22 protein-coding genes are annotated in these 24,854 nt (G+C 44.8%); 7 read left to right on the top strand and 15 right to left on the bottom strand.

The genetic code is table 11. From position 1 onward, the window contains the following. Positions 1-12: 12 nt before the first annotated feature. On the bottom strand, positions 13-660 hold the full coding sequence (locus VXP95_RS00580) for a response regulator transcription factor (RefSeq protein ID WP_416711159.1): 648 nt from the start codon (positions 658-660) through the stop codon (positions 13-15). After that, a complete protein-coding gene (locus VXP95_RS00575; protein WP_416711157.1) occupies positions 651-2,132 on the bottom strand; it encodes a PAS domain S-box protein in 1,482 nt (493 codons plus the stop codon). Before VXP95_RS00575 ends, VXP95_RS00580 begins: the two co-directional genes overlap by 10 nt. Positions 2,133-2,510: 378 nt before the next feature. On the opposite strand from VXP95_RS00575, the gene VXP95_RS00570 reads away from it, so the two are divergent. Continuing rightward, positions 2,511-3,398 (top strand): EamA family transporter, encoded by an 888-nt coding sequence (locus VXP95_RS00570; protein WP_416711156.1) that lies wholly within the window; start codon positions 2,511-2,513, stop codon positions 3,396-3,398. A gap of 75 nt (positions 3,399-3,473) precedes the next feature. On the opposite strand, the gene pcaD is transcribed toward VXP95_RS00570, so the two are convergent. The 12 genes from pcaD to VXP95_RS00510 form a co-directional block, all read right to left on the bottom strand. Beyond that, positions 3,474-4,253 (bottom strand): 3-oxoadipate enol-lactonase, encoded by a 780-nt coding sequence (pcaD, locus tag VXP95_RS00565; protein ID WP_064102910.1) that lies wholly within the window; start codon positions 4,251-4,253, stop codon positions 3,474-3,476. Positions 4,254-4,344: 91 nt separating this feature from the next. Beyond that, a complete protein-coding gene (gene pcaF, locus VXP95_RS00560) occupies positions 4,345-5,550 on the bottom strand; it encodes a 3-oxoadipyl-CoA thiolase (RefSeq protein ID WP_416705587.1) in 1,206 nt (401 codons plus the stop codon). A gap of 133 nt (positions 5,551-5,683) precedes the next feature. Next, the gene (locus VXP95_RS00555) at positions 5,684-6,340 is read right to left on the bottom strand and encodes a 3-oxoacid CoA-transferase subunit B (RefSeq protein WP_416705588.1); all 657 of its coding nucleotides are present in this window, start codon (positions 6,338-6,340) and stop codon (positions 5,684-5,686) included. 21 nt (positions 6,341-6,361) lie between these two features. Then, positions 6,362-7,033: a 3-oxoacid CoA-transferase subunit A gene (locus VXP95_RS00550; RefSeq protein ID WP_086044785.1), complete on the bottom strand. Its 672-nt coding sequence runs from the start codon at positions 7,031-7,033 to the stop codon at positions 6,362-6,364. 37 nt (positions 7,034-7,070) lie between these two features. Then, entirely contained in the window at positions 7,071-8,291 is a 1,221-nt protein-coding gene (benE, locus tag VXP95_RS00545) for a benzoate/H(+) symporter BenE (RefSeq protein WP_064096714.1), read from the bottom strand. Positions 8,292-8,349: 58 nt separating this feature from the next. Continuing rightward, positions 8,350-9,135, bottom strand: a complete 786-nt coding sequence (benD, locus tag VXP95_RS00540; protein ID WP_262737472.1) for a benzoate diol dehydrogenase BenD — start codon at positions 9,133-9,135, stop codon at positions 8,350-8,352. A gap of 18 nt (positions 9,136-9,153) precedes the next feature. Next, on the bottom strand, positions 9,154-10,170 hold the full coding sequence (gene benC / locus VXP95_RS00535) for a benzoate 1,2-dioxygenase electron transfer component BenC (RefSeq protein ID WP_416711154.1): 1,017 nt from the start codon (positions 10,168-10,170) through the stop codon (positions 9,154-9,156). Between the two features lie 92 nt (positions 10,171-10,262). Then, positions 10,263-10,754 (bottom strand): benzoate 1,2-dioxygenase small subunit, encoded by a 492-nt coding sequence (benB, locus tag VXP95_RS00530; protein WP_071320743.1) that lies wholly within the window; start codon positions 10,752-10,754, stop codon positions 10,263-10,265. Continuing rightward, complete coding sequence (gene benA / locus VXP95_RS00525) at positions 10,751-12,139, bottom strand: benzoate 1,2-dioxygenase large subunit (protein ID WP_416711153.1); 1,389 nt, start codon at positions 12,137-12,139, stop codon at positions 10,751-10,753. The genes benB and benA overlap by 4 nt, the downstream gene beginning before the upstream one ends. Positions 12,140-12,211: 72 nt before the next feature. After that, positions 12,212-13,132 (bottom strand): catechol 1,2-dioxygenase, encoded by a 921-nt coding sequence (gene catA / locus VXP95_RS00520; protein WP_064096719.1) that lies wholly within the window; start codon positions 13,130-13,132, stop codon positions 12,212-12,214. 153 nt (positions 13,133-13,285) lie between these two features. Continuing rightward, positions 13,286-13,576, bottom strand: a complete 291-nt coding sequence (catC, locus tag VXP95_RS00515; RefSeq protein ID WP_064096720.1) for a muconolactone Delta-isomerase — start codon at positions 13,574-13,576, stop codon at positions 13,286-13,288. Between the two features lie 13 nt (positions 13,577-13,589). Continuing rightward, on the bottom strand, positions 13,590-14,699 hold the full coding sequence (locus tag VXP95_RS00510) for a muconate/chloromuconate family cycloisomerase (RefSeq protein WP_064102901.1): 1,110 nt from the start codon (positions 14,697-14,699) through the stop codon (positions 13,590-13,592). Positions 14,700-14,814: 115 nt separating this feature from the next. On the opposite strand from VXP95_RS00510, the gene VXP95_RS00505 reads away from it, so the two are divergent. The 3 genes from VXP95_RS00505 (at position 14,815) to VXP95_RS00495 (ending at position 18,753) form a co-directional block, all read left to right on the top strand. Beyond that, positions 14,815-15,729, top strand: a complete 915-nt coding sequence (locus VXP95_RS00505) for a LysR family transcriptional regulator (RefSeq protein ID WP_064096722.1) — start codon at positions 14,815-14,817, stop codon at positions 15,727-15,729. A 219-nt stretch (positions 15,730-15,948) separates the two neighbouring features. After that, on the top strand, positions 15,949-17,322 hold the full coding sequence (locus VXP95_RS00500) for an MFS transporter (protein ID WP_064102900.1): 1,374 nt from the start codon (positions 15,949-15,951) through the stop codon (positions 17,320-17,322). Positions 17,323-17,430: 108 nt separating this feature from the next. Beyond that, a complete protein-coding gene (locus tag VXP95_RS00495) occupies positions 17,431-18,753 on the top strand; it encodes a DcaP family trimeric outer membrane transporter (RefSeq protein WP_416711152.1) in 1,323 nt (440 codons plus the stop codon). 42 nt (positions 18,754-18,795) lie between these two features. On the opposite strand, the gene VXP95_RS00490 is transcribed toward VXP95_RS00495, so the two are convergent. Beyond that, a complete protein-coding gene (locus VXP95_RS00490; RefSeq protein ID WP_416711150.1) occupies positions 18,796-20,214 on the bottom strand; it encodes a PLP-dependent aminotransferase family protein in 1,419 nt (472 codons plus the stop codon). A gap of 470 nt (positions 20,215-20,684) precedes the next feature. Between VXP95_RS00490 and VXP95_RS00485 the strand changes: the two genes are divergently transcribed. The 3 genes from VXP95_RS00485 to VXP95_RS00475 all read left to right on the top strand — a co-directional run bounded on the left by VXP95_RS00485 (position 20,685) and on the right by VXP95_RS00475 (position 24,853). After that, on the top strand, positions 20,685-22,322 hold the full coding sequence (locus VXP95_RS00485; protein WP_416711149.1) for a long-chain-fatty-acid--CoA ligase: 1,638 nt from the start codon (positions 20,685-20,687) through the stop codon (positions 22,320-22,322). Positions 22,323-22,621: 299 nt separating this feature from the next. Next, positions 22,622-23,644 carry a flavin reductase family protein gene (locus tag VXP95_RS00480; RefSeq protein WP_064096727.1) on the top strand — a complete coding sequence of 341 codons (1,023 nt, stop codon included), beginning with the start codon at positions 22,622-22,624 and terminating at the stop codon, positions 23,642-23,644. Between the two features lie 42 nt (positions 23,645-23,686). Next, positions 23,687-24,853 (top strand): fatty acid desaturase family protein, encoded by a 1,167-nt coding sequence (locus VXP95_RS00475; protein WP_064102898.1) that lies wholly within the window; start codon positions 23,687-23,689, stop codon positions 24,851-24,853. Position 24,854: the final 1 nt, after the last annotated feature.

The following is a 24,854-nucleotide window of genomic DNA, read 5'->3' as shown; positions in this document are numbered from 1 at the left end:
ATCAGGCGATGGTTAACCCATCGCCTGCATGCTTTTTTCCCGGCACATCAGCACCATATTCACAATCTGGGCAATTGACTCCGTCCCCAGTTTTTGTCGGATATGGGTGCGGTGAATCTCGACAGTTTTATGACTGATATTCAGCATCTGCGCAATATGTTTACTGGAGAGGCCATCGACCAGCAAATTAATAATTTCGTTTTCACGTGGTGACAAGGATTTCAGTTTCAGCAATTGCTGTTTGCGATTTTCAGCTGCGACAAAGTCCTGTTCTGCCTGTTGCAGGCAGGCCTGAATCTGGTTCAGCATATGCTGCGGATTAAAAGGTTTTTCCAGAAAATCAAAAGCCCCGGCTTTCATGGCATTTACCGACATCGGAATATCACCATGACCGGTCATGAAAATGATCGGAATATAGGCTTTCTGCTGATTGAGCTGTTGCTGTAATTGTAATCCACTCATGCCACGCATGCGGATATCCAGAATCAGGCAGGCTGGAGTATTCGGCCGTGGATAATTTAAAAATTCGGTCGCACTGCTAAATGTTTTAGTTTCTAACTGTACGGAGTCCAGCAACCAGGTCAGCGAGTTTCGGATATCCTGATCGTCATCAATGACGTAGACAATAGGCTCGGGAACATGAGAATTATTTAAATACATTTAGCACGCTCCTGTGCAGATAATGAAATATTAAAAATTGCGCCGGATTCACCTTGGCAGACCCATAAATAACCCTGATGGTTTTCAATAATGCTACGCGATAAAGTCAATCCGATCCCCATGCTGTCTTTCTTGCTCGAATAAAAAGACTCGAACAGTTGTTCCGGATTTTGTCCTTGCAGTCCCGGACCATTGTCTGCAATGGCAATTCGGGCATGCTGGTTGTGCTGCCAGGTCCGGATATAGATATCACGCTGACCTTCAGGATTGCGTTGTAACGCATCCACCGCATTAAAGACCAGATTAATGATGACCTGGCTAAACAGGGTTTCATCAGCAGAGATAGAAACCGGTGTCACACTCAGTTCATAATGAATGGTACAGCCGCCCTGATCGGCTTTCAGTCCAGTCAGGGGATGCAGATCCTGAATCAGTTGATTTAGAGAATGCACCTGAAAATTGGCTTCGCCTTTGCGCAAAAAGCTGCGCATACTGTGAATAATCTGGTTGACCCTTTTGGTCTGATCCAGTGCGGCATTCATGGCATCCAGCGTTTCAGTGGTATTGGCTAGGCCGTTTTGAATACGGATAATGCTGCCACCGACATAATTATTGAGTGCAGCTAAGGGCTGATTCAGTTCATGTGCCAGTGCGGTCGCAAGTTCACCCATGGTTTTGCAGCGTGACATATGGCCTAACTGACGTTCCCGAGCCCGCGCCATTTCTTCTGCTTCAATCCGTTCGCTAATATCGCGGTAATTGATCAGGATTCCCTGAATATCCGGATGGTCGAGCAGGTTGCGATAGGTGGCTTCATGATGCCGCCATTTGCCATTATGGTGCATAATTTTGTAATGCAGCACTCCAATCGACTGTTCAGCCGGTTTTTTAAATAACAGTTGCCGGACTTTAATCCGGTCATCCGGATGAATGACACTCAGCACATTTTTATTTAAAACAAAGCGGTCACGATAACCCAAAATACGTTGTAGAGAAGGGCTGGCATACAGTAGTTTGCCTTGCAGGTCCAGAATCGCGATGCCATCACCCGAGTTTTCCAGCAGCATCTTGAAATACTGATCTTTAGACTGCAGCTGATACTGATATTTCTTGATTTCACTAATGTTACGAACCAAAGCCAGTAGCTTGGGCTGATGCTCAATTTCGACCGTTTTCAGGCAAACCTCAACAGGAATCTGCCGTTGATTCTGCGCCTGAATGATCCATTCAAATGTAATTGCTTCATGACTGGCAGCTTGTTGCACCTTTTTTAAGGCATGGTAAAAATCAAAACCATGGCTATGCGCACTGATTTTTTCTACACTCATGCTGGTTAATTCAGATTTGCTGTAACCGGTGAGGTTTTCAGCTGCTTCATTGACGTCCATGAATTCGACACTGCCGATATCATGCACAAAAATAGCATCACCCGCCTTATCAAAGATGGTTTGATAATAATTTAAACTGGTCATTCTCATTCCTTACCTGAGATAGCATCCGGCGATCTGGTACAGGGGGTATTCGCCTTCAATGATGAATACTTGTTATTTTGTATTTCATATTGGAGCAAAGTAAAAAAGAGTTCAATTGCACTTTAGGTCTGATTGCATACTTTAAACATATAAAATAAATCCACATGACATCTATCAGCCTGGTTAGGTTTGATAAGCAAAATTAGTACCATTTTCACGTTTTTAGATCGCTATCAGATCATATTGTATTCATTTAGCCGACTCGTTCCTTAATATAAGCCAAACTTTCCGCTATCGGCCAGTATCCTATTTTTAATTAGTCAGCGCTTTTACTAAGGCATAGAATTAATTTACTTTTGAGGTAATAGCGATCAGTAGATGGCATTCAGCTGGATTTTTTTCACTTTAATGGCTGCATTTATGCAGGCTTGGCGTAACGCCTTTCAAAAACAGCTCAGTACCACGGTTGATGTGTGGGGAGTCACCCTGGCACGCTTTATTTTTGGCTTGCCATTTGCTGCGCTGTACCTGAGCAGCTTGTATTATTTCAAGCCAGTTGAAAGTGTGGTTCACTTCACGCCCAAGTTTTGGGTCTATGTAGTAATTGCGGGTTGTAGTCAGATTTTAGCTACGGCGCTGATGGTGCAACTGTTCAAGCAAAAAAATTACGCGGTTGGGGTTGGGCTGGCAAAAAGTGAAGCCATTCTGGCAGCCATTATTGGCGTGACCTTATTAGCAGATCATTTGTCATTTCTGGCGTGGATCGGTGTGGCGCTGGGCGGATATGCAGTATTTTTATTGAGTAAAGGCCAACAGGTCAACGGGTTTTCGGCCAGAACATTGGCGATCGGGATCGGCAGCGGTTTAAGTTTTGCCATTACCTCAATTCTGGTACGCGAAGCCAGTCTGGAATTAAGCAATTTGCCAACCTTGCATCGTGCGGCCTGGGTGTTGTTAATGGTGATCGGTTTTCAGTGTATTAGTATGCTGATTTACCTTAGCGTATTCAGTCGCCAGACTTTAGCGGCCATGTGGCAGCGTCTGGACTTAACTTTTAAAGTAAGCGTTTGCAGTTTTATGGCATCACTCGGCTGGTTTACTGCCATGAGCATGATAAGTGTGCCGGTCGTGAAAACCTTAGGGCAAATTGAGATTCTGTTTAGTATGCTGATTTCTGCATATTTCTTTAAAGAAAAACTGGCACGTACCGAGCATTGGGGTTTGGGCTTAGTGGTGATTGCAGCGATTTTAGTGATCTGGGCTTGATGCTGAACCAGTTTTTCAAAATCTAAGCATAAAAAAGCCACTGATCAACAGTGGCTTTTTCTTTGCATCTATTATTTAAGCTGCAATAAATTTCTGAACTGCCTGATTAAAGACTTCTGGTTGCTCCACACTGGAAATGTGCGAGGCATTGATTTCAAACAGCTGGCTTTGTGAAATTTCAGCTTGCATGGCTTGACCATCTGCAACTGTCGTCACTGGATCTTGCTGACCGGCCACAATCAGTACCGGCACAGAAATGGTTTTGATCTGTTCACGTAAATCCGCCTTAGCCAAAGCTTCGCAACAACTTGCATAACCTTCCGGGCTGCCAGCTCCAAGGTCGTTTGAAAGTTCTGCAACTTTCGCTGCGTTGCTCTTGATAAAGGGACCGGTAAACCAGCGTGATGCTGCAGTCGATGCAATCGGAGCCAAGCCTTGTTCACGCACCAGTGCGGCACGTTCCAGCCAGGCCTGTTCCTGACCGATCTTGGCAGCAGTATTGCAGATAATCACGTGGTTAAAACGTTCAGGTTTGTTAATCGCTAACCATTGCCCGGTTAACCCACCCATCGAGATACCACAGAAAGCGGCTTTCTGGATATTCAGATGATCCAGTAGATTGACCACATCCTGACCTAACTGTTCCAGGCTATACGGACCTTGCGGTGCAGAAGAAGCCCCATGACCACGAGTGTCATAACACACGACAAAATAGTCTTGCTGGAAAAATTCAATTTGTGGCTGCCACATGCTGAATTTGGTACCCAATGAGTTAGAAAAAACCAGGGCGGGTTTGCTGGCATCACCAAAAGTCTGGTAATTGATCTGGGCATCGTTGGATGTAAATGTTGGCATTTTTTTAAGTCCTTAATCTTATAAATCCCCCTGAGCAAGGCTTAAGCATTGCTTTAAGCTGAAGTGCAAGAAGGGGGACTTTTAATGAGGATTAAACACGTTCAATAATCAACGCGATGCCTTGACCGACACCGATACACATTGAACATAGCGCATATTGACCACCGGTGTGTTCCAGCTGGTTGAGTGCAGTCGTCACTAAACGCGCACCTGAAGCACCGAGTGGATGACCCAAAGCAATCGCACCACCATTTGGATTGACTTTCTCTGAACCGTCTTCGATACCCAAGTCACGGGTACATGCCAGTGCCTGAGCAGCAAAAGCTTCATTCAGCTCAATCACATCCATCTGCTCTAAAGTCAGACCGGTTTGTACCAGTAATTTCTTGATGGCAGGTGCTGGACCAAAACCCATGATTCGTGGTTCAACACCTACAACGGTTGAGCCAATAATTTTGGCACGTGGTTTTAAGCCATGCTGAGCAACAGCTTCATCAGATGCAATCAGCAGGGCAGCCGCACCATCGTTAATACCAGAAGCATTACCCGCCGTTACAGTCCCCTCTGCTTTCACCACAGGTTTCAGTTTCGCCAGAGCTTCTGCTGTGGTAGAGGCACGCGGATGTTCATCAGTATCGACAACGATCGGATCGCCTTTACGCTGCGGAATCACCACAGGAATGATTTCCTTGGCAAAGAAACCATTGGCCTGCGCTGCTGCGGTACGTTGCTGGCTGGTCAGAGCAAACTTGTCCTGATCTTCACGGTTGATATTGAACTGTTCTGCCAGATTTTCAGCAGTTTGCGGCATGGTTTCTACGCCGTACATTTCTTTTAGTTTCGGATTGATAAAACGCCAGCCCATGGTGGTGTCTTCAATCTTCTGGCTACGGCCATACGCTGTTTCTGACTTGCCCATCACGAATGGGGCACGCGACATGCTTTCTACACCACCGGCAATAATCAGATTAGCTTCACCCGCTTTAATCGCACGTGCTGCCATCGCAACTGCATCCATCGATGAACCACACAGGCGGTTCACGGTCGTTGCCGGCACCTGATAAGGCAGGCCTGCAAGCAGAGAAGACATACGACCGACGTTACGGTTGTCTTCACCGGCCTGATTGGCACAGCCATAGATCACGTCATCGACCTGTTCCCAGTTCACACTTGGATTGCGCTCCATCAACGCTTTAATTGGCAGCGCACCTAAGTCATCTGCACGGACAGGCGCGAGGCCACCGGCATAACGACCGAATGGAGTACGGATGGCATCGATAATATATGCGTTTTTCATTGTGTATTTGCTCACATATTTAAAAGAAGAAAACTCCTCCCTTTTTAAAGGGAGGTTGGGAGGGATTTAATGAAGTAGTTTTAATCCTCAAATCCTCCCTAAATCCCTCCTTTAATAAAGGAGGGACTTCCCCTTAATTTGATTGAGTCGCATCAATCAGTTTGGCACCAGTCATTGACTGCAATTCTTCAAATGACAGACCTTCGACTTTTTCAATCACTTTCATACCTTCAGGCGTCACATCAATCACACAAAGATCGGTATAAATACGGTCGACACATTTCAGGCCAGTCGCAGGATAAGACAGTTCAGCCACGATTTTGGGCTCGCCTTTTTTGGTCACGTGATCTGTGGTAATAAAGACTTTTTTCGCACCAACAGCCAGATCCATCGCACCGCCGACTGCAGGAATTGCATCCGGTGCACCAGTATGCCAGTTGGCCAGATCACCATTTTCAGCCACCTGGAACGCGCCCAGTACCGCGATGTCTAAGTGACCGCCACGCATCATCGCGAATGAATCACCATGATGGAAGAAAGAACCACCTTCGAGCAAGGTCACGAATTCTTTACCGGCATTGATCAGTTCTGGATCACGGTCTTCTTCAGCAGGAGGAGGACCGAAAGCCAGCAGGCCATTTTCAGAGTGCAGGAATACGTCTTTGTCGCTTGGCAGGTAGCTTGAAATCTTGGTTGGTAAACCAATACCGAGGTTCACATAAGCACCATCAGGAATGTCTTGTGCCACACGTTCAGCGATCTGGTCACGGGTCAGTTTGTTATAGCTCATGAATCTTCTCCTTATCCGTGATTACTGTGCAGGTTTAACTTGAACAACGTGTTGAACAAAAATTCCTGGGGTAATGATGTGCTCTGGATCCAGTGCACCCAGTTCAACCACCTCAGAAACCTGTGCAATGGTTACATCAGCTGCCATCGCCATAATCGGGCCAAAGTTACGGGCAGATTTACGGTAGACCAGATTGCCCCAACGGTCGCCCTGATGGGCCTTAATTAAAGCAAAGTCAGCTTTAATCGGATTTTCCAGGACAAAATCTTTGCCTTCATAGTTCAAGGTTGGTTTGCCTTCAGCCAGCAAGGTACCAAAACCGGTTGGGGTATAGATTGGACCTAAGCCCATACCTGCTGCCTGAATACGGCAAGCCAGATTACCTTGCGGCACCAGTTCCAGTTCGATCTTGCCTGCACGATAGAGTTCGTCAAATACCCAGGAATCAGACTGACGCGGGAAAGAGCAGATAATTTTACGCACAGCGCCCGCTTTAAGCAGTTTCGCCAGACCATAGTCGCCATTACCAGCATTATTATTGACAATAATAAGATCCTTGATTCCCAATTCGATCAGACCATCAATCAGTTCAGCAGGCTGACCCGCTGTCCCAAATCCGCCGATCATAATGGTAGAACCATCCTTGATCTGGGAGAGTGCTTCTTTCAATGATAATGAACTTTTATCTATCATAATCTGGTCCTTACATACCCTAAACTAATGGATGTCTTTAAATTCGTTTTGAATCTGATGTTGCAACCGGAACAGCATTACGGTCTTTCTGTGACAGCAGAAAATGTGCTACCAGGCCAATACAAATCCCCCAAAAGACTGAACTCAGCCCCAAGAAATGCATGCCGGAAGCAGTTGCTAAAAAGGTGATCAGTGCGGCATCACGTTGCGACTCTTTGCCCATCGCCATAGAGATGTTAGTGGCAATTGCTCCGAGTAAGGCCAGTCCTGCCAAAGCTGCAATTAATTCCTTCGGCATCAGGCTAAACAGCATGACAATGCTGCCGGCAAACAGGCCGCCTAAAATATAAAAAAGCCCGTTCGCCACACCCGCGATATAACGCTTTTCTTTCAGCTCGTGCGCGTCTTTGCCTAAACACAATGCGGCCGTAATAGAGGCCAATACAATAGTAATCCCCCCCACACAGGCTACTGCGAGCGAGGCAATACTGGTTGCACTGATAATTGGCTTGGCAGGCATGTCATATCCACTGATCTTGATAATGGCCATTCCTGGTAAGAACTGGCCCGACAGACTGACCAGAATAAGCGGGAGGGCCAGATTCAGGGTGGAACTCCAAGTCCATTCCGGTGCAATAAATTGCGGAATTGCCAGACTGAAATCTGCCGTGACCGGATTAATCTTGCCCAGCAGCATGCTTAAAATCACACCGGCAACCAGCACCCAGACCATGGCATAACGTGGACTGAAACGCTTGGCCAGCAAAAACACCGCCAGCATGCCAAAGACGATATAGGGCATGGTATCGGTCGCGGTGAACAGTCCTAAACCAAACTGCAGTAAAATTCCGGCCATCATTCCGGCAGCGACTTCCTGGGGAATCCAGGACAGCAATTTGTCGAAATAACCGGTAATCCCAATGAGAAAAATCACCACAGCAGAGGTGATATAGGCCGCAACCGCTTCATTGAGCGAAATATCGGGAAACAGCGTGACCAATAGTGCCGTTCCGGGCGCAGACCAGGCGGTGACAACAGGTATTTTGTATTTAATCGATAAAAAGATACCTGCGAGCGCCGCACCAATAGAAATTCCCCAAATCCATGAAATCATCATGTCTGGGGAAACCTGGGCTTGCTGCGCTGCCTGGAAAAAAATGATCAGTGGTCCTGAATAGGAAATCAGCACTGCTAGAAATCCTGCAACAGTCGCTGAAATTGACCAGTCATTTTTTAATGTCTGAAACAGGGTGTTCATTGGTAATGTGCCTCCTTGCGTCGAACCATGAGCCTGTCAAAAATCGTGATGATCAGGACTAGCCTTGATCTCCACCACCGACCGGTACTACGGTACCTGTCATATAAGATGATTCATCGGAAGCCAGGAATAGAATGGCATTTACTTGCTCCTGAATTGTGCCGTAGCGACCCATAAACGTACGGTCAATGGTCTGATCTACCACTTGCTGCATCCATTCTTGTTCAGATTCAGTCAGTGGATTGGCATTGCGCGGTACTTTACGGGGAGGTGCTTCGGTGCCACCCGTTGCAACTGCATTAACGCGAATACCATCTTTGGCATGTTCAAAGGCAAGGGAAGCCGTCAGGCCATTTACGCCACCTTTCGATGCCGAATATGGCACACGGTTAATGCCGCGTGTGGCAATAGAAGATACGTTTACAATGGTACCCTTCTGATTTTTAATCATTTCTGGTAAAACTGCACGGCAACACCATAGCGTTGGAAACAGCGAACGGTTCACTTCCTTGATAATTTCCTCTTCAGAAAATTCCTCGAAAGGTTTCATCCAGATCGCGCCACCGACGTTATTGATGAGCGCATCGACACGACCATAGGTTTCTAGCGCTTTTTCAACGACTGACTGAGCACCGGCAAACGTTTCCAGATTGGCTTTGACGGTAATCGCATCACCGCCAGTCGCTTCAATTTCAGCCAGAACTTCTTCCACATAAGGGGAAAGATCAGCCATGACGACTTGAGCGCCTTCGCTCGCCACTTGCAGCGCGACACCGCGCCCGATGCCCTGAGCGGCACCGGTCACGATTACGACTTTATTTTCAAATCTTTGACGATTAGACATTGAATAAATTCCCTCTAGTTAGTTTGCAGAGAATTTTTCAAACAGGAAGCTTGCAGGTTTTACGCCTTCTGCTTCTAGCCAGCCACGAACCGCTTCAACCATGGGTACTGGGCCACACAGGTAGATATCAACCTCACCAGCATTTAGCCATTCATTTTCAATATGGCCAGTGACATAGCCTTTACGTTCATGTGCAGATTCCGGGTTTGCCACTACAGTGCGGTATTCGAACCACGGGAATTTATCTTGCAATTCGTTTAATTTTTCAATTGCAACCAAGTCAAAATCATTGGTTACACCAAATACTAAACGTATTGGATGTTCTGAACCTTTTTCTTCAAGCACTTGCAGCATAGACATGAATGGTGCAATACCTGTACCGCCTGCTAACATCACTACTGGACGAGCAACGTTACGTAAGTAGAAGCTACCAAATGGACCAGTGAAGGTCATTTTGTCGCCCGCTTTGGCATTTTGGCTTAAGAATTCGCTCATTTTGCCGTTTGGTACGTTACGTACAACAAAGCTCGTTAAGCGGTTGCCTGGTTTAGAGCTGAATGAATAAGAACGGGTTTCTGTTGTACCAGGAATTCCGACATTGACATATTGACCTGCCAGAAAGTGAATGTCTGGTTGACCTTCGTCTAACTGGATATCAAAAGTAATAGTTGAATCAGACAGGTTTTCTACACGCGCCAGCGCACCCTGGAAAGTATGAATTTCGGTTTTACACACTTCTGAAGAAGCCTGAATCTGGAACACTGCATCTGACGTTGGCTTACATTGACAAGCCAGAATATAACCTTCAGCGGCTTCTTCAGGTGTTAGTGCATCTTCAATATAAGTTTCTTCAGGCATGTCAAATGAACCTGATTCACAAAACGCACGACACGTTCCACAAGCACCATCACGGCAGTCCAAAGGAATATTGATCTTTTGACGGTAAGCTGCATCAGACAGGGTCTCGCCCTGGGCAACAGAAATAAAACGTGTAACGCCATCTTCAAATTGAAGTGCAACATTGTGGTTTGACATGGCTGAATATCCTATATAAATCTTTGTAACTGGACCCTTCAGCCAATTTTCCATCTGGCTAAAGGGTTTTACCTGGCTGTAATAAAACAGTCTTAGAGGTGATAGATGTCGATGACCTGATTGATGTAATCGTTTTTCAGTACCACGTATTTGCTTAAAATCTGTGGTTTATCGCCTGAAAAATCGATTTCATAACGTGACATACCAAAGTAGCTGTAGCTGTTTTTGTAACGGAAGCTCAAAGTATTCCAGTTGAAACGTACGGTTACTTTGTCGCCATCACGTTCAACAACTTCAATATTGCTGATGTTATGGCTGGTACGTGTATCCGGCATGGTGGCAGACGAGCGTTCAGTCTTGATCCGGAACACACGGTCTTCCAGGCCTTGACGGTCCGGGTAATAAATCAGGGAGATTTCAGACTGTGGATCTGTGGTCAGCTTGTCATCATCATCCCAGGCTGGCATCCAGAAAGAAGCAGTAGGGGCATAACAAGTTAACCAGTCATCCCATTGTTCATCATCCAGAAAGCGTGCTTCCTGATACAGGAACTGAGCAATATTTTCTAAAGTGATGTCGCTCATGCGTTTTCTCCTTCAGTTGATGCTGCAATCTCTTTCTCGGTCGCAATACCTTTTTTCATCAGTTCTAACCAGTACTGGTGCTGAGCCAGGTATAAACCTTCATCTTCGGTTTTAATGCCAGACAGTTTTGGTTTTAAACCAATTTCATTGGCAGCATCATCAGGGCCATGGATCCAGTGCTTGGAACCACGGCACATGTCATTCCATTCCAGTGCGATACCGGCATAACCTGCCTGACAGGCACGGAATTCTTCCAGATCGTCTGGTGTAGCCATACCTGAAGCATTAAAGAAATCTTCATACTGGCGGATACGGCGGGTACGGGCTTCAGGTTCTTCACCTACAGGGCCGATACAGTAAATGGTGACTTCCGTCTTATCGACAGAGATCGGACGCAGTACACGGATTTGTGAACCGAACTGATCCATAAAGTAAACATTTGGATAGATACACAGGTTACGTGAGCGCTCGATCATCCATTTCGCCATAGCTTCACCGTATTTCTCGGTGTATTCATCTTTCTTGGCAAAGTTAGGACGGTCTTCAGGGTTAGCCCATTGAGTCCAAAGCAGCATGTGACCGTGTTCAAAACCGTAAGAACCACCGCCTTGCTTGCCCCATGAACCTGCGCTCATGGCACGGATGTTATCGCCAGCTTCTTTTTCTTTACGCTGTTGAGTCGTTGCAGCATAGTTCCAGTGAACGGCAGACACGTGGTAACCATCGGCACCGTTTTCTGCAGTCAGCTTCCAGTTACCTTCATAGGTATAAGTCGAAGAACCTCGTAATACTTCAAGACCCTGTTCAGACTGACCTACGATCATGTCGATGATTTTGGTCGCTTCGCCCAGGTATTCTTCCAGAGCAGGGACATCCGGATTCAAGCTGCCAAACAGGAAGCCTTTGTAGTTTTCAAAACGTGCTACTTTCTTCAGGTCATGCGAGCCGTCTTGGTTAAAACAGTCTGAATAACCCGCATCAGCCGGATCTTTCACTTTTAATAACTTACCTGAGTTATTGAAAGTCCAGCCATGGAAAGGGCACGTATAAGTTGCTTTATTGCCTTTCTTGTTACGGCACAATTGTGCACCGCGATGCGAACAGGCATTGATCATGGCATTCAGTTCACCTTGACGGTTACGTGCAATGATGATCGGCTGACGGCCAATATAGGTAGTATAAAAGTCGTTATTGTTTGGGATCTGGCTTTCATGCGCCAGATAAACCCAGTTAGCTTCAAAGATGTATTTCATCTCGAGGTCAAACAGGGCCTGGTCTGTAAATACTGAACGGTGCAGTTTAAATTCACCAGATTCAAAATCATCAACCAGTAATTCATCAATACGGTCTAAATGGCTGGTGTTAATTACGGGAATACGAGGCATGTCCTTTCTCCGACTTTCCAAGGGGGAAGTCAGCGGGATATATCTCGATGCATATCCCGCTTCTCAAGTGTATTAAGCGCTAGCGCGGCGACGATCAACTTCAGTAGAAGGTGCGTCTGCTTTCTCTTTCACAAGTTCAATATCGAATTGAATGTATTTGAAAGGACCTTTCAGGCCACGTTTTGCAATTTCAGCTTCATCAGTTACGTCTACAGCAGTTGCTACCAGGCCTTCACGGGTAGCGAATGCAAAGTCATCCCACAGGTATTGGTCGCCTTCAATGTTGAATTGAGTAGTCAGCTTGCGGTAACCCGGTGCAGACACAAAGTAATGGACGTGTGATGGACGGTTACCATGACGGCCTAATTTGTCCAGCACGAACTGGGTGGTACCTTCTGGAGGACAGCCATAACCCACTGGCATTGTCGTTAATGCAGTATATTGACCATCGCTATCAGTAATGATGCTGCGACGCAGGTTAAAATCAGACTGTGACTTGTCAAAGAATGAGTAATTGCCCAAGCTGTTTGCATGCCAGATTTCAACTTTGGCACCTTCAACGAGATTGCCATTAGTATCAGTCACTGTACCTTCAATGATTAAAGTCGGGATTTTGCCTTCTTCAGAACCATCATCCATACGGGCAAAGCTTACAGTTTCAGGTGCGCCAGCTACATATAACGGACCTTCAATCGTACGTGGCGTACCGCCAGTAATACCTGCTTTAGCATCTGCTTCATCAGCACGTAAATCTAAGTAATGTTCCAGCCCCAAGCCTGCAGCCAATAAACCTAATTCATTCGCTTGACCGGCATCAGTAAAGTATTCCAGGCCTTTCCATAGTTCTGACTGAGAAATATCAAGATCTTCGATAGCCTGGAAAAGATCACCCAATAAACGCACAACGACTTGCTGTACACGTTCATCTACAGGACCTGTCGCTGTATCAACGTTCATTTGCTTAACTAATGCATCAATTTCTTGGCGATTCATACTATTGCTCCTAAAGTATGTTTTTCATCTTTTCGTGGCGCACTTTTTAGCTTTTATTGGCTGGCTAAATTTGGCTGGCCACAATCCTTGTTGAAATACCCTCTGTTTTCGATTTGGAAGGGGAATCCGGTGACTCCCAATCCGCTCATTCAATTAACTGTCGTCATCTCGAACTGAAGACGGGTGACGGTTTAATGCCATCACTTCAATATTCATGTAAGGATAGAGAGGCAAGCCTTGTAACAGGTCGTGCAACTCTTCATTGCTTTCAACATCAAAAATACTGATGTTTGAGTACTGGCCCGTGATGCGCCAGATATGACGCCATTTGCCTTGACGCTGCAATTCCTGCGAATAGGCTTTTTCAACAGCCTTAATTTCATTTGCCTGTTCAACTGGCAGATCACGTGGAATGTTTACATCCATACGTACCTGAAAAAGCATGGGTTTCTCCTAATTACTGACGACGCAAGTTGTCAATCTTGTTTTCATCCAACTCAATCCCCAGACCTGGCCCTTTCGGAATCTCAAGTTCAAAGTTTTGATAGTTGAGTGGGGTTTTCAAAATATCTTCAGTCAGCAGTAGAGGACCAAACAGCTCGGTACCAAATGCCAGACTTTCAAAAGTAGAGAACACATGTGCCGAAGCAATCGTGCCTACAGGGCCTTCCAGCATGGTGCCGCCATACAGGTCAATACCTGCAAGTTTGGCAATCTTGCCTACTTCGCAACCTTCAATCAGGCCACCTGACTGGGCAACTTTGACTGCAAAAACAGATGAACCATTTTGTTTGGCAATCTCATACGCTGAGTGCGGACCCATTAGCGATTCGTCTGCCATGATGGCAACATCAAAACGTCGGGTCAGACGGCGCATGGCGTCTAGGTTATCAATTGCACATGGCTGTTCTATTAAATCAACACCACCATCTTGCAATAATTGAATTCCTTTAATGGCTTCCAGTTCTGACCAAGCACGGTTGACATCGACACGGATTGAAATGTCTTTACCCAGCGCTTTCTTGATTGCAAGCACATGTTCAACATCTTCTTCAACCGGACGAGAACCGATTTTAAGTTTGAAAATGTTGTGACGTTTTGCCGCAATCATTTTCTCCGCTTCAGCAATATCTTTTTCGGTATTACCCGAAGCTAATACCCAAAGAACCGGAATACTGTCACGCAAGCGGCCACCGAGGATTTCGCTTAATGGCAAACCTAAACGTTGTGCCTGTATATCCAGAAGTGCTGTTTGCATTGCACATTTGGCAAAACGGTTGCCATTAATGTTCTTTTTGATTGTTTGTAATGTCTGTGCAACATTTAAACCGGATAATGTTTTTAAAAGTGGGGCGAAATAAGTTTCGATATTAACTTTGACGCTTTCCGGGCTTTCATCACCATAACCCAAGCCACCGATAGTCGTAGCTTCCCCCCAGCCGATGTAACCATCTTCAGTGGTGATTTTGACCAATACCAGGGTCTGGGTTTGCATCGTTGCCACTGCCATCTTGTGAGGGCGAATGGTTGGAATTTCTACCAGCAAGGTTTCAACTGACTTATACATAATACGGGTTCACATTCTTGCTTTAATGCTTTGACTTGATATACCTTAAAAGAATAATGTTGATTGGTCTAAGATCGATTTAGCATTTTTTTATACTTTAAAGGTATTCAGTGCCATGGAACTCAGACATTTACGTTACTTCGTTGCCGTTGTCGAAGAACAAAGTTTTACCAAAGCGGCAGAAAAACTGTTTATTGCTCAACCACCTTTGAGCCGACAGATCCAAAATCTAGAGCAAGAGCTCGATATTCAGCTCTTTGAGCGTGGTAGCCGTCCTCTAAAAACTACTGAAGCCGGTCAATTCTTTTACCAGCACGCTGTTAAACTTTTGTCTAATGCGGAAGAGATCAAGTCGATGACCAAGCGAATTGGCATTACGGATCGGACCATAACTATCGGTTTTGTTGGCTCTTTATTGTTTGGCTTGCTGTCGCGCATTCTGTTTTTATTCAAACAGCAGCATCCACATCTCAAGATCGAGATGATGGAGATGAATACCCATGAACAGATTCAGGCGCTGAAAGAAGGGCGGATTGATGTAGGGTTTGGGCGTCTGAGAATTTCAGATCCGGCAGTAAAACGGGTGTTGCTGCGTGAGGAACGACTGATGGTCGCTGCACACTCCAGTCATAGCATGGCGCAACGGGTAGAAGGTTTAAATCTTTCTGAACTGGTTGATCAGCAACTGTTTTTATATCCCAATAGCGGCAAGGCGAATTTTGCCACCCAGGTCCGCGGTATTTTTTCTGAGTATGGCCTGGAACCCAAAAATATCCGTATCGTACGTGAATTACAGTTGGCACTAGGCTTTGTAGCTGCCGGAGAAGGGATTTGTATTGTGCCGGAAAGTGCACAAAATATTAAACTGGCCCACCTGAACTTCATTCCGCTTCTAGATGAGTTCGCTGTCAGTCCAGTATTCATGGCTATCCGTAACATGGATGAAAGTGAATACATCCGCTATCTGTTTGATGCGGTCTATCAAGTCTATGATCTGGAAGCAATTAGGTACGATCGTTCAGTATTTTAATAGTTCAATCTAGAAGCGTAATCAATCCTGCACAGCGGATAAATTCATGTAAGCACAGGCTAAGTTAAGATTATTATAATATATTTTATAATAAATTTAGCAACTTAACTGCAGCCAGACTTTATAGGTATAGAAACATGCCTATTCAGTTTTGGACATTCTTTCGCATTTTCTCCATTGTGGCATTCATAAATTGAACTTCACAATTTGGAGGTGGAGATGTCTACAAATAAAGTTAATATAAATACGCTGATTGATGAGGCGAAGTTTACCCCCTTTCACTGGGGGGTACTGATCTGGTGTTTGCTGATCATTATTTTTGACGGTTATGACTTAGTCATTTACGGCGTAGCATTACCATTGCTGATGCAAGAATGGTCGCTCAGCGCAGTGCAAGCCGGACTGCTGGCCAGTACCGCCTTATTCGGGATGATGTTCGGTGCCATGACCTTCGGAACGCTATCCGACAAGTTAGGCCGTAAAAAGACGATCATGATCTGTGTGGCGATTTTTAGCGGTTTTACCTTCATCGGGGCTTTCGCCACATCTCCAGTGGAATTTGGAATTTTACGTTTTCTGGCTGGTCTTGGCATTGGCGGTGTGATGCCTAATGTGGTGGCATTGATGACCGAATATGCTCCTAAACGTATTCGCAGTACGCTGGTTGCCCTGATGTTTAGTGGTTATGCGATTGGCGGGATGACTTCTGCGTTACTGGGTGCATGGCTGGTGCCACAATTTGGCTGGAAAATTATGTTCCTGCTTGCCGGTATTCCACTGCTCCTTTTGCCATTGATTTGGAAATACTTGCCAGAATCATTGATGTATCTGACTAACAAGCAGCAAACGGCTCAAGCACATCATATTATTCAAAAGATTTCTCCAACACAGGTCATTACCAGTGATACCCAGTTTGTACTGAATGAAGTGCAAAAAGGGGATGAAGCACCATTAAAAGCACTGTTTCAACAAGGCCGTAGCTTCAGTACCTTCATGTTCTGGCTGGCATTCTTTATGTGCCTGTTGATGGTTTATGCACTGGGCAGCTGGTTACCAAAACTGATGATCCAGGCAGGCTACTCGCTGGGCGCAAGTATGATCTTCCTGTTTGCCCTGAATATTGGTGGAATGGTGGGTGCGATTGGTGGCGGCTATCTTGCGGATAGATTCCATATCAAAAAAGTACTGACCATTATGTTCCTGTGTGGTGCTATGGCATTGATTCTTCTTGGCTTTAACAGTCCGCAATTCGTGCTGTATACCCTGATTGCTGTGGCAGGTGCTGCAACGATTGGTTCACAAATCCTGCTCTATACTTTTGTAGCACAGTATTATCCATCGACGGTACGTTCTACCGGCATGGGCTGGGCATCAGGCATTGGACGTATTGGTGCGATTGTGGGTCCGGTACTTACTGGCGCATTATTGACCATGAATTTACCGCATCAAATGAACTTCTTTGCAATTGCGATTCCTGGCGTGATCGCTGCGCTGGCAATTTTCCTGGTGAACTTAAAAACTTCCGTAGATGGCCAAGTCCTTGCAACGTCTAGCGTAAAGCCAAGTCCATTGACAAAAGAAGCGATACATTAAGTTAGATTTCAATCAATAAAGATAATATTCCCAATGATATAGATCGCCATCGTAACCAGTGGTGATCTGTTGCTAGAATCGAGACGCATAATAAAAAGCGAGTTTAGGATGAACACGACACAATTATTTAATCAACCACAAATCACATTCAAACGCACAGTTCTGATGAGCATGATGGCAATGAGCTTAGGGGGCATCAGTTTGTCATCTCAAGCCCAAACCCCAGCCCAGTCGAACCAACAGGAAATTGAACAACTTCGCCAAGAAGTTCAGGCATTACGCGCACTGGTTGAACAGCAGCAAGCTCAGACAGCCATGGTAATTGCCCCAGTGGCAATAGCACCAATACCAGTAAGTACGCCTGCAACTAAACCTGTCATGAAAATTGCCAGTGGTGCCGAGTTCAATTTATACGGTAATATCCGAGCGGATGCCTCTTATCAGGCTGAAGGTGGTTCAGCTACCCGCATGTATAACCAGATTAATGCTGTTCCACTTGAAGGCACAGGCGAACGTAGTGATGAGTTTAAGTCAACCCTGTCTGCAACCCGTTTAGGTATGGATTTTAAAACACCTGTCGGTGCTGGTGATAAAGCCCTGAGCGGTAAAATTGAAGTGGACTTCTTGGGTGGTGCCGGCTTTGATAACTTACGTATCCGTCATGCGTATATCAGTTATGCTAACTGGTTGATTGGTCAAACCTGGTCAAACTTTGCGGTACCTGATTATATCCCGGAAACTGTAGATGCCCTGGTTTATGCGGGCGGATCAATTAAACGGACGCCACAAGTACGTCATACCAGTACTTTTAGCCCGGCTACCAGTCTGGTCCTTGCAGTAGAAGATCCGAAAGATGGTTCCATCAAACAGCGTCTACCTGCTTTAACGGCACGTTTAAATCATAAGTTGGCAGATAATTTTATAGTCAGTGCACGGGCCATGGGTCATGAAAAACGTATCAACGAAGATGAAAAAACCGCATGGGGTCTAGGTTTAGGTGCCAAGTATGATCTTGTGCCAGGTACGACGCTCAAAGCTGACTACTATCACGTCAAAGGTGATAGCAGCTTTGTATCTTATGCCAATCCTGGGGTCATTGCAGCCACGAATGGTGATCTTTTACAAAGTGAATTTGATTCAATTTCAGTAGGTTTAACTCAGCAATTTAACGAGAAATTGCGTGGTACACTGGGTTATGGCTATATGAATTTTGACCAGGATAATGCATATATCGCTGCCAGCGCAAATCCAACCGCTATTAACAAAGACCTCTGGCAAGCTTGGGCAAATGTTTTCTATAGCCCAACAAAACCTTTGAGTTTCGGCCTGGAATATGTATATGGTGAACGTGAAGCCGTAGTGGCAGCACCAAATGGCAGTACTAAAGGTGAAGACAACCGAGTTAATGCAGTCGCAATTTATAGTTTCTAAACTTTAGCAATCTAGCAGAAGCACTTTAAAAGCGTGGATGAATCAATCCACGCTTTTGCGATTTTGAAGAATGATTTCTGCCAGCAGATTGATCGATTTTTCAATTCTGGCTGTCCATTCATAAGAACAATTCAGACGAATATAATGTTGGCTGGCATGATCCGGCCTAAACAGCAGTGCAGGGGCAATCGCAATATTCTGCTGAATCAGTTGCTCATATAAAACCTGACCGTCAAGTTGTTCAGGCAATTCGATCCAGAGGAAATAACCGCTGGAATAATAGTAAATTTCACAGATGCTTCCTAAACGTGCTTTAAGTTCCTGATAAAATTTCTTTTTATACTTTTCTAAATGCTGTCTTAAATGCCTTAAATGTTTTTCATAATGATGGTGCGAAATAAACTCGACCAGCGCATTTTGAAGTAAGGGGCTAACAGTTAGAGTACTCATGAGCTGTAAATGCTGAATGGCATCAGAAAATGGACCGGCATACACCCAGCCTACGCGTGCACCCATCCCCAGCGTTTTGGAAAAAGATGCACAGTGCAGCACCTTCTGGTGCTGGTCAAAGTATTTAACTGGTAGCGGTTTGGCTGAACCGTAATTTAATTCCTGATAAACATCATCTTCAATCAAATACACCTGATATTTATATAAAAGTTCTGCAATTTTCTGCTTAATTTCCGGATTAACAGTAAAGCCAATCGGATTATGTGCATTCAGCATTAGCCAGCACACCTTGATCGGATACTGTTTTAAAGCCTGTTCAAATGATTCCAGATCAAAGCCGAATTGTGGGTGTTCAGGAATCGTAATCACTTGCAACCCCAAACGTTCGGCTGCCTGCCAGGCACCATAAAATATGGTTTGCTGTAGCAGGATAAAATCGCCCGGTTGAGTTAAGGCCTGCAGGGACAAGTTTAATGCCTCTAGTGCACCGGATGTAATGACAATGTCATTGGGATGACATGGGATTCCTTGTAGTTGATAGCGGTTGGCAATCAGTTGTCGTAAGTCCTGATTGCCAGGCGGCATGTGATTCTGATTGTTATAACTACTTTTTCTTTTGGCCTGCTGCGCCAGAATCTGCATGAATTTGGCGTTATATAATAGTTCTGCATTAGGAAATGCTGAACCAAAAGGTACAATTTCGGCTGGCTGAGTTGATTTTAAGAAGTTAAAAACTACCGAGTTGATTTGGATTCTGGAATTTAAACCAATCTGGACGGGCTGTTTACGGGTGAATGGCTGGGCACGTTCTGCAACAAAATAACCTGATTTATCTTTGGCGTAGACCAGACCTTGGGCTTCGAGTTCCTGATAGGCATTCAGTACTGTCATCAGACTATAGCCGGATAATTGGGCCTGTTCACGAAGGGAAGGTAATTTTTCATACGCTTTCCATACGCCATTTTCAATCATTTGACGGATCGTCTGTGCCAACTTTTCAGACTTATACATACACTTTCTGAACTAAGACTGTTCTAATTATTTTGATTTATAGCATATTTTAATATGCTTAATATAACAAATTAAGACCAGGGTGGATGTCAGTTTATTTTCAAACATGCGTTACATTAACCTGTTGTACTGTTTTTCTAAGGTCAGTATCCCTATTAAACATGACCATTAAATGGGATAGCTGTATTAAGCCAGTCGACATTCAATCAATACACGATTATTAAACTGAATATCAGGCTCACTCTTTCTATGAAGAGTTTTTTTATTTCTATATAAATCGTGCTCTTATTTTATACGCCAGAGTCACTTCTGTAAATTTGTCACAATTCGATACTTACAAACCCAGATTTCCTTGCTAAATTCAGTCCACATGATGATAAAAATTATGTCACGGTCTCAGACCGAGCCATCATGCATATATAACAACGATATCAATACACGGACCAATAACAAGCACAAAGGAGTGGAGAATGCTCGGAAATATGATGTTTCAGCCTTTACTGATCAGCAGCATGATTGAACATGCAGGACGCTATCATGCAGATACCGAAGTAATTTCCAAAAATACTGATAGCAGTATTAAAGTTACCAATTGGGGCGAAATTCACCAAAACTCGAAACGTTTTGCCAATGTGCTGCAACAACTTGGCTTGGCGCAGGGAGATCGGGTCGCAACCATTGCCTGGAATAATCACCGCCATTTAGAATCCTGGTATGCCATTTCTGGTAGTGGTCTGGTCTGTCATACCATTAATCCGCGCTTGTTTCCTGAACAGCTGATTTTTATTATGAACGATGCCGCAGACCGTGTGGTGCTATTCGACAAGACATTTGTTCCTTTAATTAAAGCAGTGAAATCACTGCTGACCTCTGTAGAGCATTTCATCTGTCTGGATGCGGCTGATCCGGCAGTGACAGAAGCGATTCCGGAAGTACAATTTTATGATGACCTGATGGCTGGACAAAATGCAGATTTCGAATGGCCAGTGATTGATGAAAACTCGGCAAGTTCCTTGTGTTATACCTCTGGAACCACAGGTAATCCCAAAGGTGTGCTGTATAGCCATCGCTCTACTGTATTACATAGTTATGCAATTATTTTGCCTGACTCATTAAATGTCTCAGCTGCCGATATTATGTTGCCTGTCGTACCGATGTTCCATGTCAATGCATGGGGCACTCCCTATGCTGCCGCGATGGTGGGATGTACCCTGATCCTGCCGGGACCGGGTCTGGACGGGACAAGTCTGGTTAACCTGATTGATACCTATAAGGTTTCGGTAGCACTTGGGGTTCCGACCATCTGGCAGGGGCTGATTGCAGCAGCAAATCAGTCAGGTTCAAAACTGGAAAGCCTAAAACGGAATGTAGTGGGCGGATCGGCATGCCCACCGGCCATGCTCAAAGCGTTCAAAGAACAGTTTAATTGCGAAACGATCCATGCCTGGGGCATGACGGAAATCAGTCCACTGGGTACAGCCAATCAGCTCAAGACCAAACATTTGTCTCTGTCGGATGAAGAAAAACTGCAGATTCGTCTGTCTCAAGGCCGTCCGCCATTCGGGATTGATTTACGTTTGATCGATGCAGAAAAAGGTACGCATGAAATTGAACGTGATGGACTTAGCACAGGAAACTTACAGGTTAAGGGCCATTGGGTCATCAGTCATTATTTTGGCAAGGAAGAATCTGCACTGACAGAGGATGGCTGGTTCGATACCGGCGATATTGCCACGCTGAATCAGGATGGTTTTATGAAACTCAGCGACCGCTCCAAGGATTTAATCAAGTCTGGGGGGGAATGGATTTCATCGGTAGATCTGGAAAATATTGCCATGGGACATCCGGAAATTGCGATGGCTGCCGTGATTGCTGCCCAGCACCCTAAATGGGATGAGCGTCCCGTATTAATTGCCATTATAAAGCCGGGCAGCCAGCTAATTGAGACTGATCTGCTGGATTATTATGCAGACAAAGTTGCCAAATGGCAGGTTCCAGATCGAGTCGTGTTCGTTGATGCGATTCCACTGAGTGGTACTGGTAAAATGCTGAAAAAGGATCTGCGTGAATTATATGGGACCATTCTTTTGGAACAGGCGGCAGGTTAGAGCGTCCAGTTCAAAAGAGTTCTCTTAACATGCTACTCAACAAACTGATCTCGAATAGAGGTCAGTTTTTTATGTAAACATTCGATAGAGGTACAAGTTTAAAATTCTTTTTCTCAAGATATAGCGTTGGAATCGATACTTTTAGCGAATATTGTTAGACAAAAAGCTATATTGTGGGGGGTGAGCACATAATTTGACCTGTATTGACATGGTCTGAGCATGAGAATTCTTTATCCTGAACAATATAATAATTAGACAGTTGTACATTAATGAAACTGTCTGCGGATAAGGGGATAAAAATGACAAGCATGCCAACCTATCAGCCGCATTGGATACGGGAAGATTTCATTGATTTTATTGGTGAAAAAATCCATCCAACTTGGGCAATTAAAAAAGTTAAAGCTGCTGTTATGAGTATTCAAGCTATCAGCCCTGACTTTTTCAAGATTCATTTACGTCCGAATCATAATTTTAACATCAAGTCATTTCAGGCCGGCCAGAATATTGCAGTGACCATCAGGCTCGATGGTGTACGTCATCAGCGACATTATTCAGTAGTGACGGTATTAAAAAATGGCGATCTGATTATTGCAGTAAAACAGCAGGGGAAAGTTTCACGTGCCTTAAGCCTGATGCAAATTGGTGCGGTGGTCGAAATATCTCAGCCCCAAGGCGAGTTCACATTGCAAAAATCCACCCAGCCGATTTTATTTCTGGCTTCAGGCAGTGGTATTACCGCAATTTATTCCTTGCTACAAAAAGCGGTCATTCATTCTCTGGAACAGATTGACCTAGTTTATTTCACTCGAGATGATGCTTTTCATGCGGAGTTGAAAACCTTGGCTTTAATGCATCAAAACTTGAAATATCACCATTTCAATACGCTGGAACACCAGCAGCATCTAACCCAAGGCTTATTACAAAAGCTAGTGCCAGATTTGGCAGAGCGAAAAATTTATGCCTGTGGCTCTGCCGGGATGATGAAAGCTGCACTGAGAATCATCGATAAACTGGATTTGAAAGCCAATTTTCATTCAGAATATTTCCAGATTGCAGTCGATGAGAAAATTAAGGCGCAGCCGGTACAGTTTTTAAGATCGCAGCAAGAGTTTCAGGCCCAGGCCACTTTACTGGAAAGTGCTGAAAAATCAGGCCTGCGTCCTGCATATGGCTGCCGGATGGGAATCTGCAACACCTGTTCCTGTACCAAAGTCAGTGGTTCGGTACGCAACGTCCTGACCGGTGAAGTTGATCATGGCAACAATACCCAGATCAAACTGTGCATTTCCCAGGCAGTGAGTCCTGTGGTGATTAATCTATAACCTATTGATAAGCCATTAATTAAACTATAAGAAGGTGCTCCCATGAATATGCAAATTGATTTTAAACGACATAGCAAAAGCCAATTTCTCAGTCCTGAACAGATTGAGGAATTTGGTGCCAAAGTCGATGCAATCCGCCGCGAGGTCATGGATGATCTGGGGGAAAAAGACGCCGAATATATTTATAAAATCCGTAACTTTGTCCGCTATAGTGAAATTGCCTCACGTGGCATGCTGATGTTTGCTGGCTGGTTACCACCGGTATGGCTGGCTGGGACAGGTCTGCTCGGTCTTTCCAAAATCGTGGAAAATATGGAACTCGGCCACAATGTCATGCATGGCCAGTTTGACTGGATGAATGATCCGAGTCTGAATGGTGTGACCTATGACTGGGATACGATTTCAACCGGCGATGACTGGAAATATACGCATAACTATATTCATCATACCTATACCAATATTGTGGGGATGGATCATGATGTGGGTTATGGGCTAATTCGAGTCAGTGAATCCCAAAAATGGGAACCACGTTTCCTGTTCAATATTCCATTGGGCATTCAGTTAATGGTGTTTTTCGAATGGTATGTTGGCTTGCAGCGCCTGCATCTGGAAGACGTGATTGCCTATAAAACCAAGACCTGGAAAGAAGTCTGGGAAGAAGCAGCTCCTTTACGCAAAAAAATGCGCCGTCAGGTGTTAAAAGATTATGTATTTTTCCCGCTGATTGCTGGCCCAAATGCCATTCCAGTATTTACCGGTAATGCCGTTGCCAATGTGATCCGTAGCCTGTGGGCTTCTGCTGTTATTTTTAACGGACATTTCACTGAAGATGCCGAAACCTTTGAAATGGACAATACCGATAAGGAAACCCGTGCAGAATGGTATGTCCGTCAGATTCGTGGTTCGAGCAATTTTAGCGGTACCCAATGGTTGCATATACTGAGTGGTAATTTGAGCCATCAGATTGAGCATCATCTGTTCCCGGATATGCCGGCCAACCGTTATGTTGAGGTTGCTCCAAAGGTCAAAGCACTCTGTGCAGAATATGGTATTCACTACAACGAAGCCAGCTTTATGAAACAGTTTTCTACCGTATGGGTAAGACTGGCAAAATGTTCTTTGCCAAATGAATGGAATCAGCAAATTACCGGAAAAACTCACGCAGTAAAATCAGTGTTCAGTTACTTTAAGGCGAAGCTGGTGAGTTAAT

The sequence above is a fragment of the Acinetobacter sp. 226 genome, from assembly GCF_048147925.1.
GTDB lineage: Bacteria > Pseudomonadota > Gammaproteobacteria > Pseudomonadales > Moraxellaceae > Acinetobacter > Acinetobacter pecorum.
Note: the sequence above shows the minus strand (reverse complement) of the source record. Positions and strands in the feature narration are given on the sequence as shown.

Coding starts and splice junctions, on each gene's coding strand:
- VXP95_RS00580 (WP_416711159.1), bottom strand. CDS start 660: ATGTATTTAAATAATTCTCATGTTCCCGAGCCTATTGTCTACGTCATT.
- VXP95_RS00575 (WP_416711157.1), bottom strand. CDS start 2,132: ATGACCAGTTTAAATTATTATCAAACCATCTTTGATAAGGCGGGTGAT.
- VXP95_RS00570 (WP_416711156.1), top strand. CDS start 2,511: ATGGCATTCAGCTGGATTTTTTTCACTTTAATGGCTGCATTTATGCAG.
- pcaD (WP_064102910.1), bottom strand. CDS start 4,253: ATGCCAACATTTACATCCAACGATGCCCAGATCAATTACCAGACTTTT.
- pcaF (WP_416705587.1), bottom strand. CDS start 5,550: ATGAAAAACGCATATATTATCGATGCCATCCGTACTCCATTCGGTCGT.
- VXP95_RS00555 (WP_416705588.1), bottom strand. CDS start 6,340: ATGAGCTATAACAAACTGACCCGTGACCAGATCGCTGAACGTGTGGCA.
- VXP95_RS00550 (WP_086044785.1), bottom strand. CDS start 7,033: ATGATAGATAAAAGTTCATTATCATTGAAAGAAGCACTCTCCCAGATC.
- benE (WP_064096714.1), bottom strand. CDS start 8,291: ATGAACACCCTGTTTCAGACATTAAAAAATGACTGGTCAATTTCAGCG.
- benD (WP_262737472.1), bottom strand. CDS start 9,135: ATGTCTAATCGTCAAAGATTTGAAAATAAAGTCGTAATCGTGACCGGT.
- benC (WP_416711154.1), bottom strand. CDS start 10,170: ATGTCAAACCACAATGTTGCACTTCAATTTGAAGATGGCGTTACACGT.
- benB (WP_071320743.1), bottom strand. CDS start 10,754: ATGAGCGACATCACTTTAGAAAATATTGCTCAGTTCCTGTATCAGGAA.
- benA (WP_416711153.1), bottom strand. CDS start 12,139: ATGCCTCGTATTCCCGTAATTAACACCAGCCATTTAGACCGTATTGAT.
- catA (WP_064096719.1), bottom strand. CDS start 13,132: ATGAATCGCCAAGAAATTGATGCATTAGTTAAGCAAATGAACGTTGAT.
- catC (WP_064096720.1), bottom strand. CDS start 13,576: ATGCTTTTTCAGGTACGTATGGATGTAAACATTCCACGTGATCTGCCA.
- VXP95_RS00510 (WP_064102901.1), bottom strand. CDS start 14,699: ATGTATAAGTCAGTTGAAACCTTGCTGGTAGAAATTCCAACCATTCGC.
- VXP95_RS00505 (WP_064096722.1), top strand. CDS start 14,815: ATGGAACTCAGACATTTACGTTACTTCGTTGCCGTTGTCGAAGAACAA.
- VXP95_RS00500 (WP_064102900.1), top strand. CDS start 15,949: ATGTCTACAAATAAAGTTAATATAAATACGCTGATTGATGAGGCGAAG.
- VXP95_RS00495 (WP_416711152.1), top strand. CDS start 17,431: ATGAACACGACACAATTATTTAATCAACCACAAATCACATTCAAACGC.
- VXP95_RS00490 (WP_416711150.1), bottom strand. CDS start 20,214: ATGTATAAGTCTGAAAAGTTGGCACAGACGATCCGTCAAATGATTGAA.
- VXP95_RS00485 (WP_416711149.1), top strand. CDS start 20,685: ATGCTCGGAAATATGATGTTTCAGCCTTTACTGATCAGCAGCATGATT.
- VXP95_RS00480 (WP_064096727.1), top strand. CDS start 22,622: ATGACAAGCATGCCAACCTATCAGCCGCATTGGATACGGGAAGATTTC.
- VXP95_RS00475 (WP_064102898.1), top strand. CDS start 23,687: ATGAATATGCAAATTGATTTTAAACGACATAGCAAAAGCCAATTTCTC.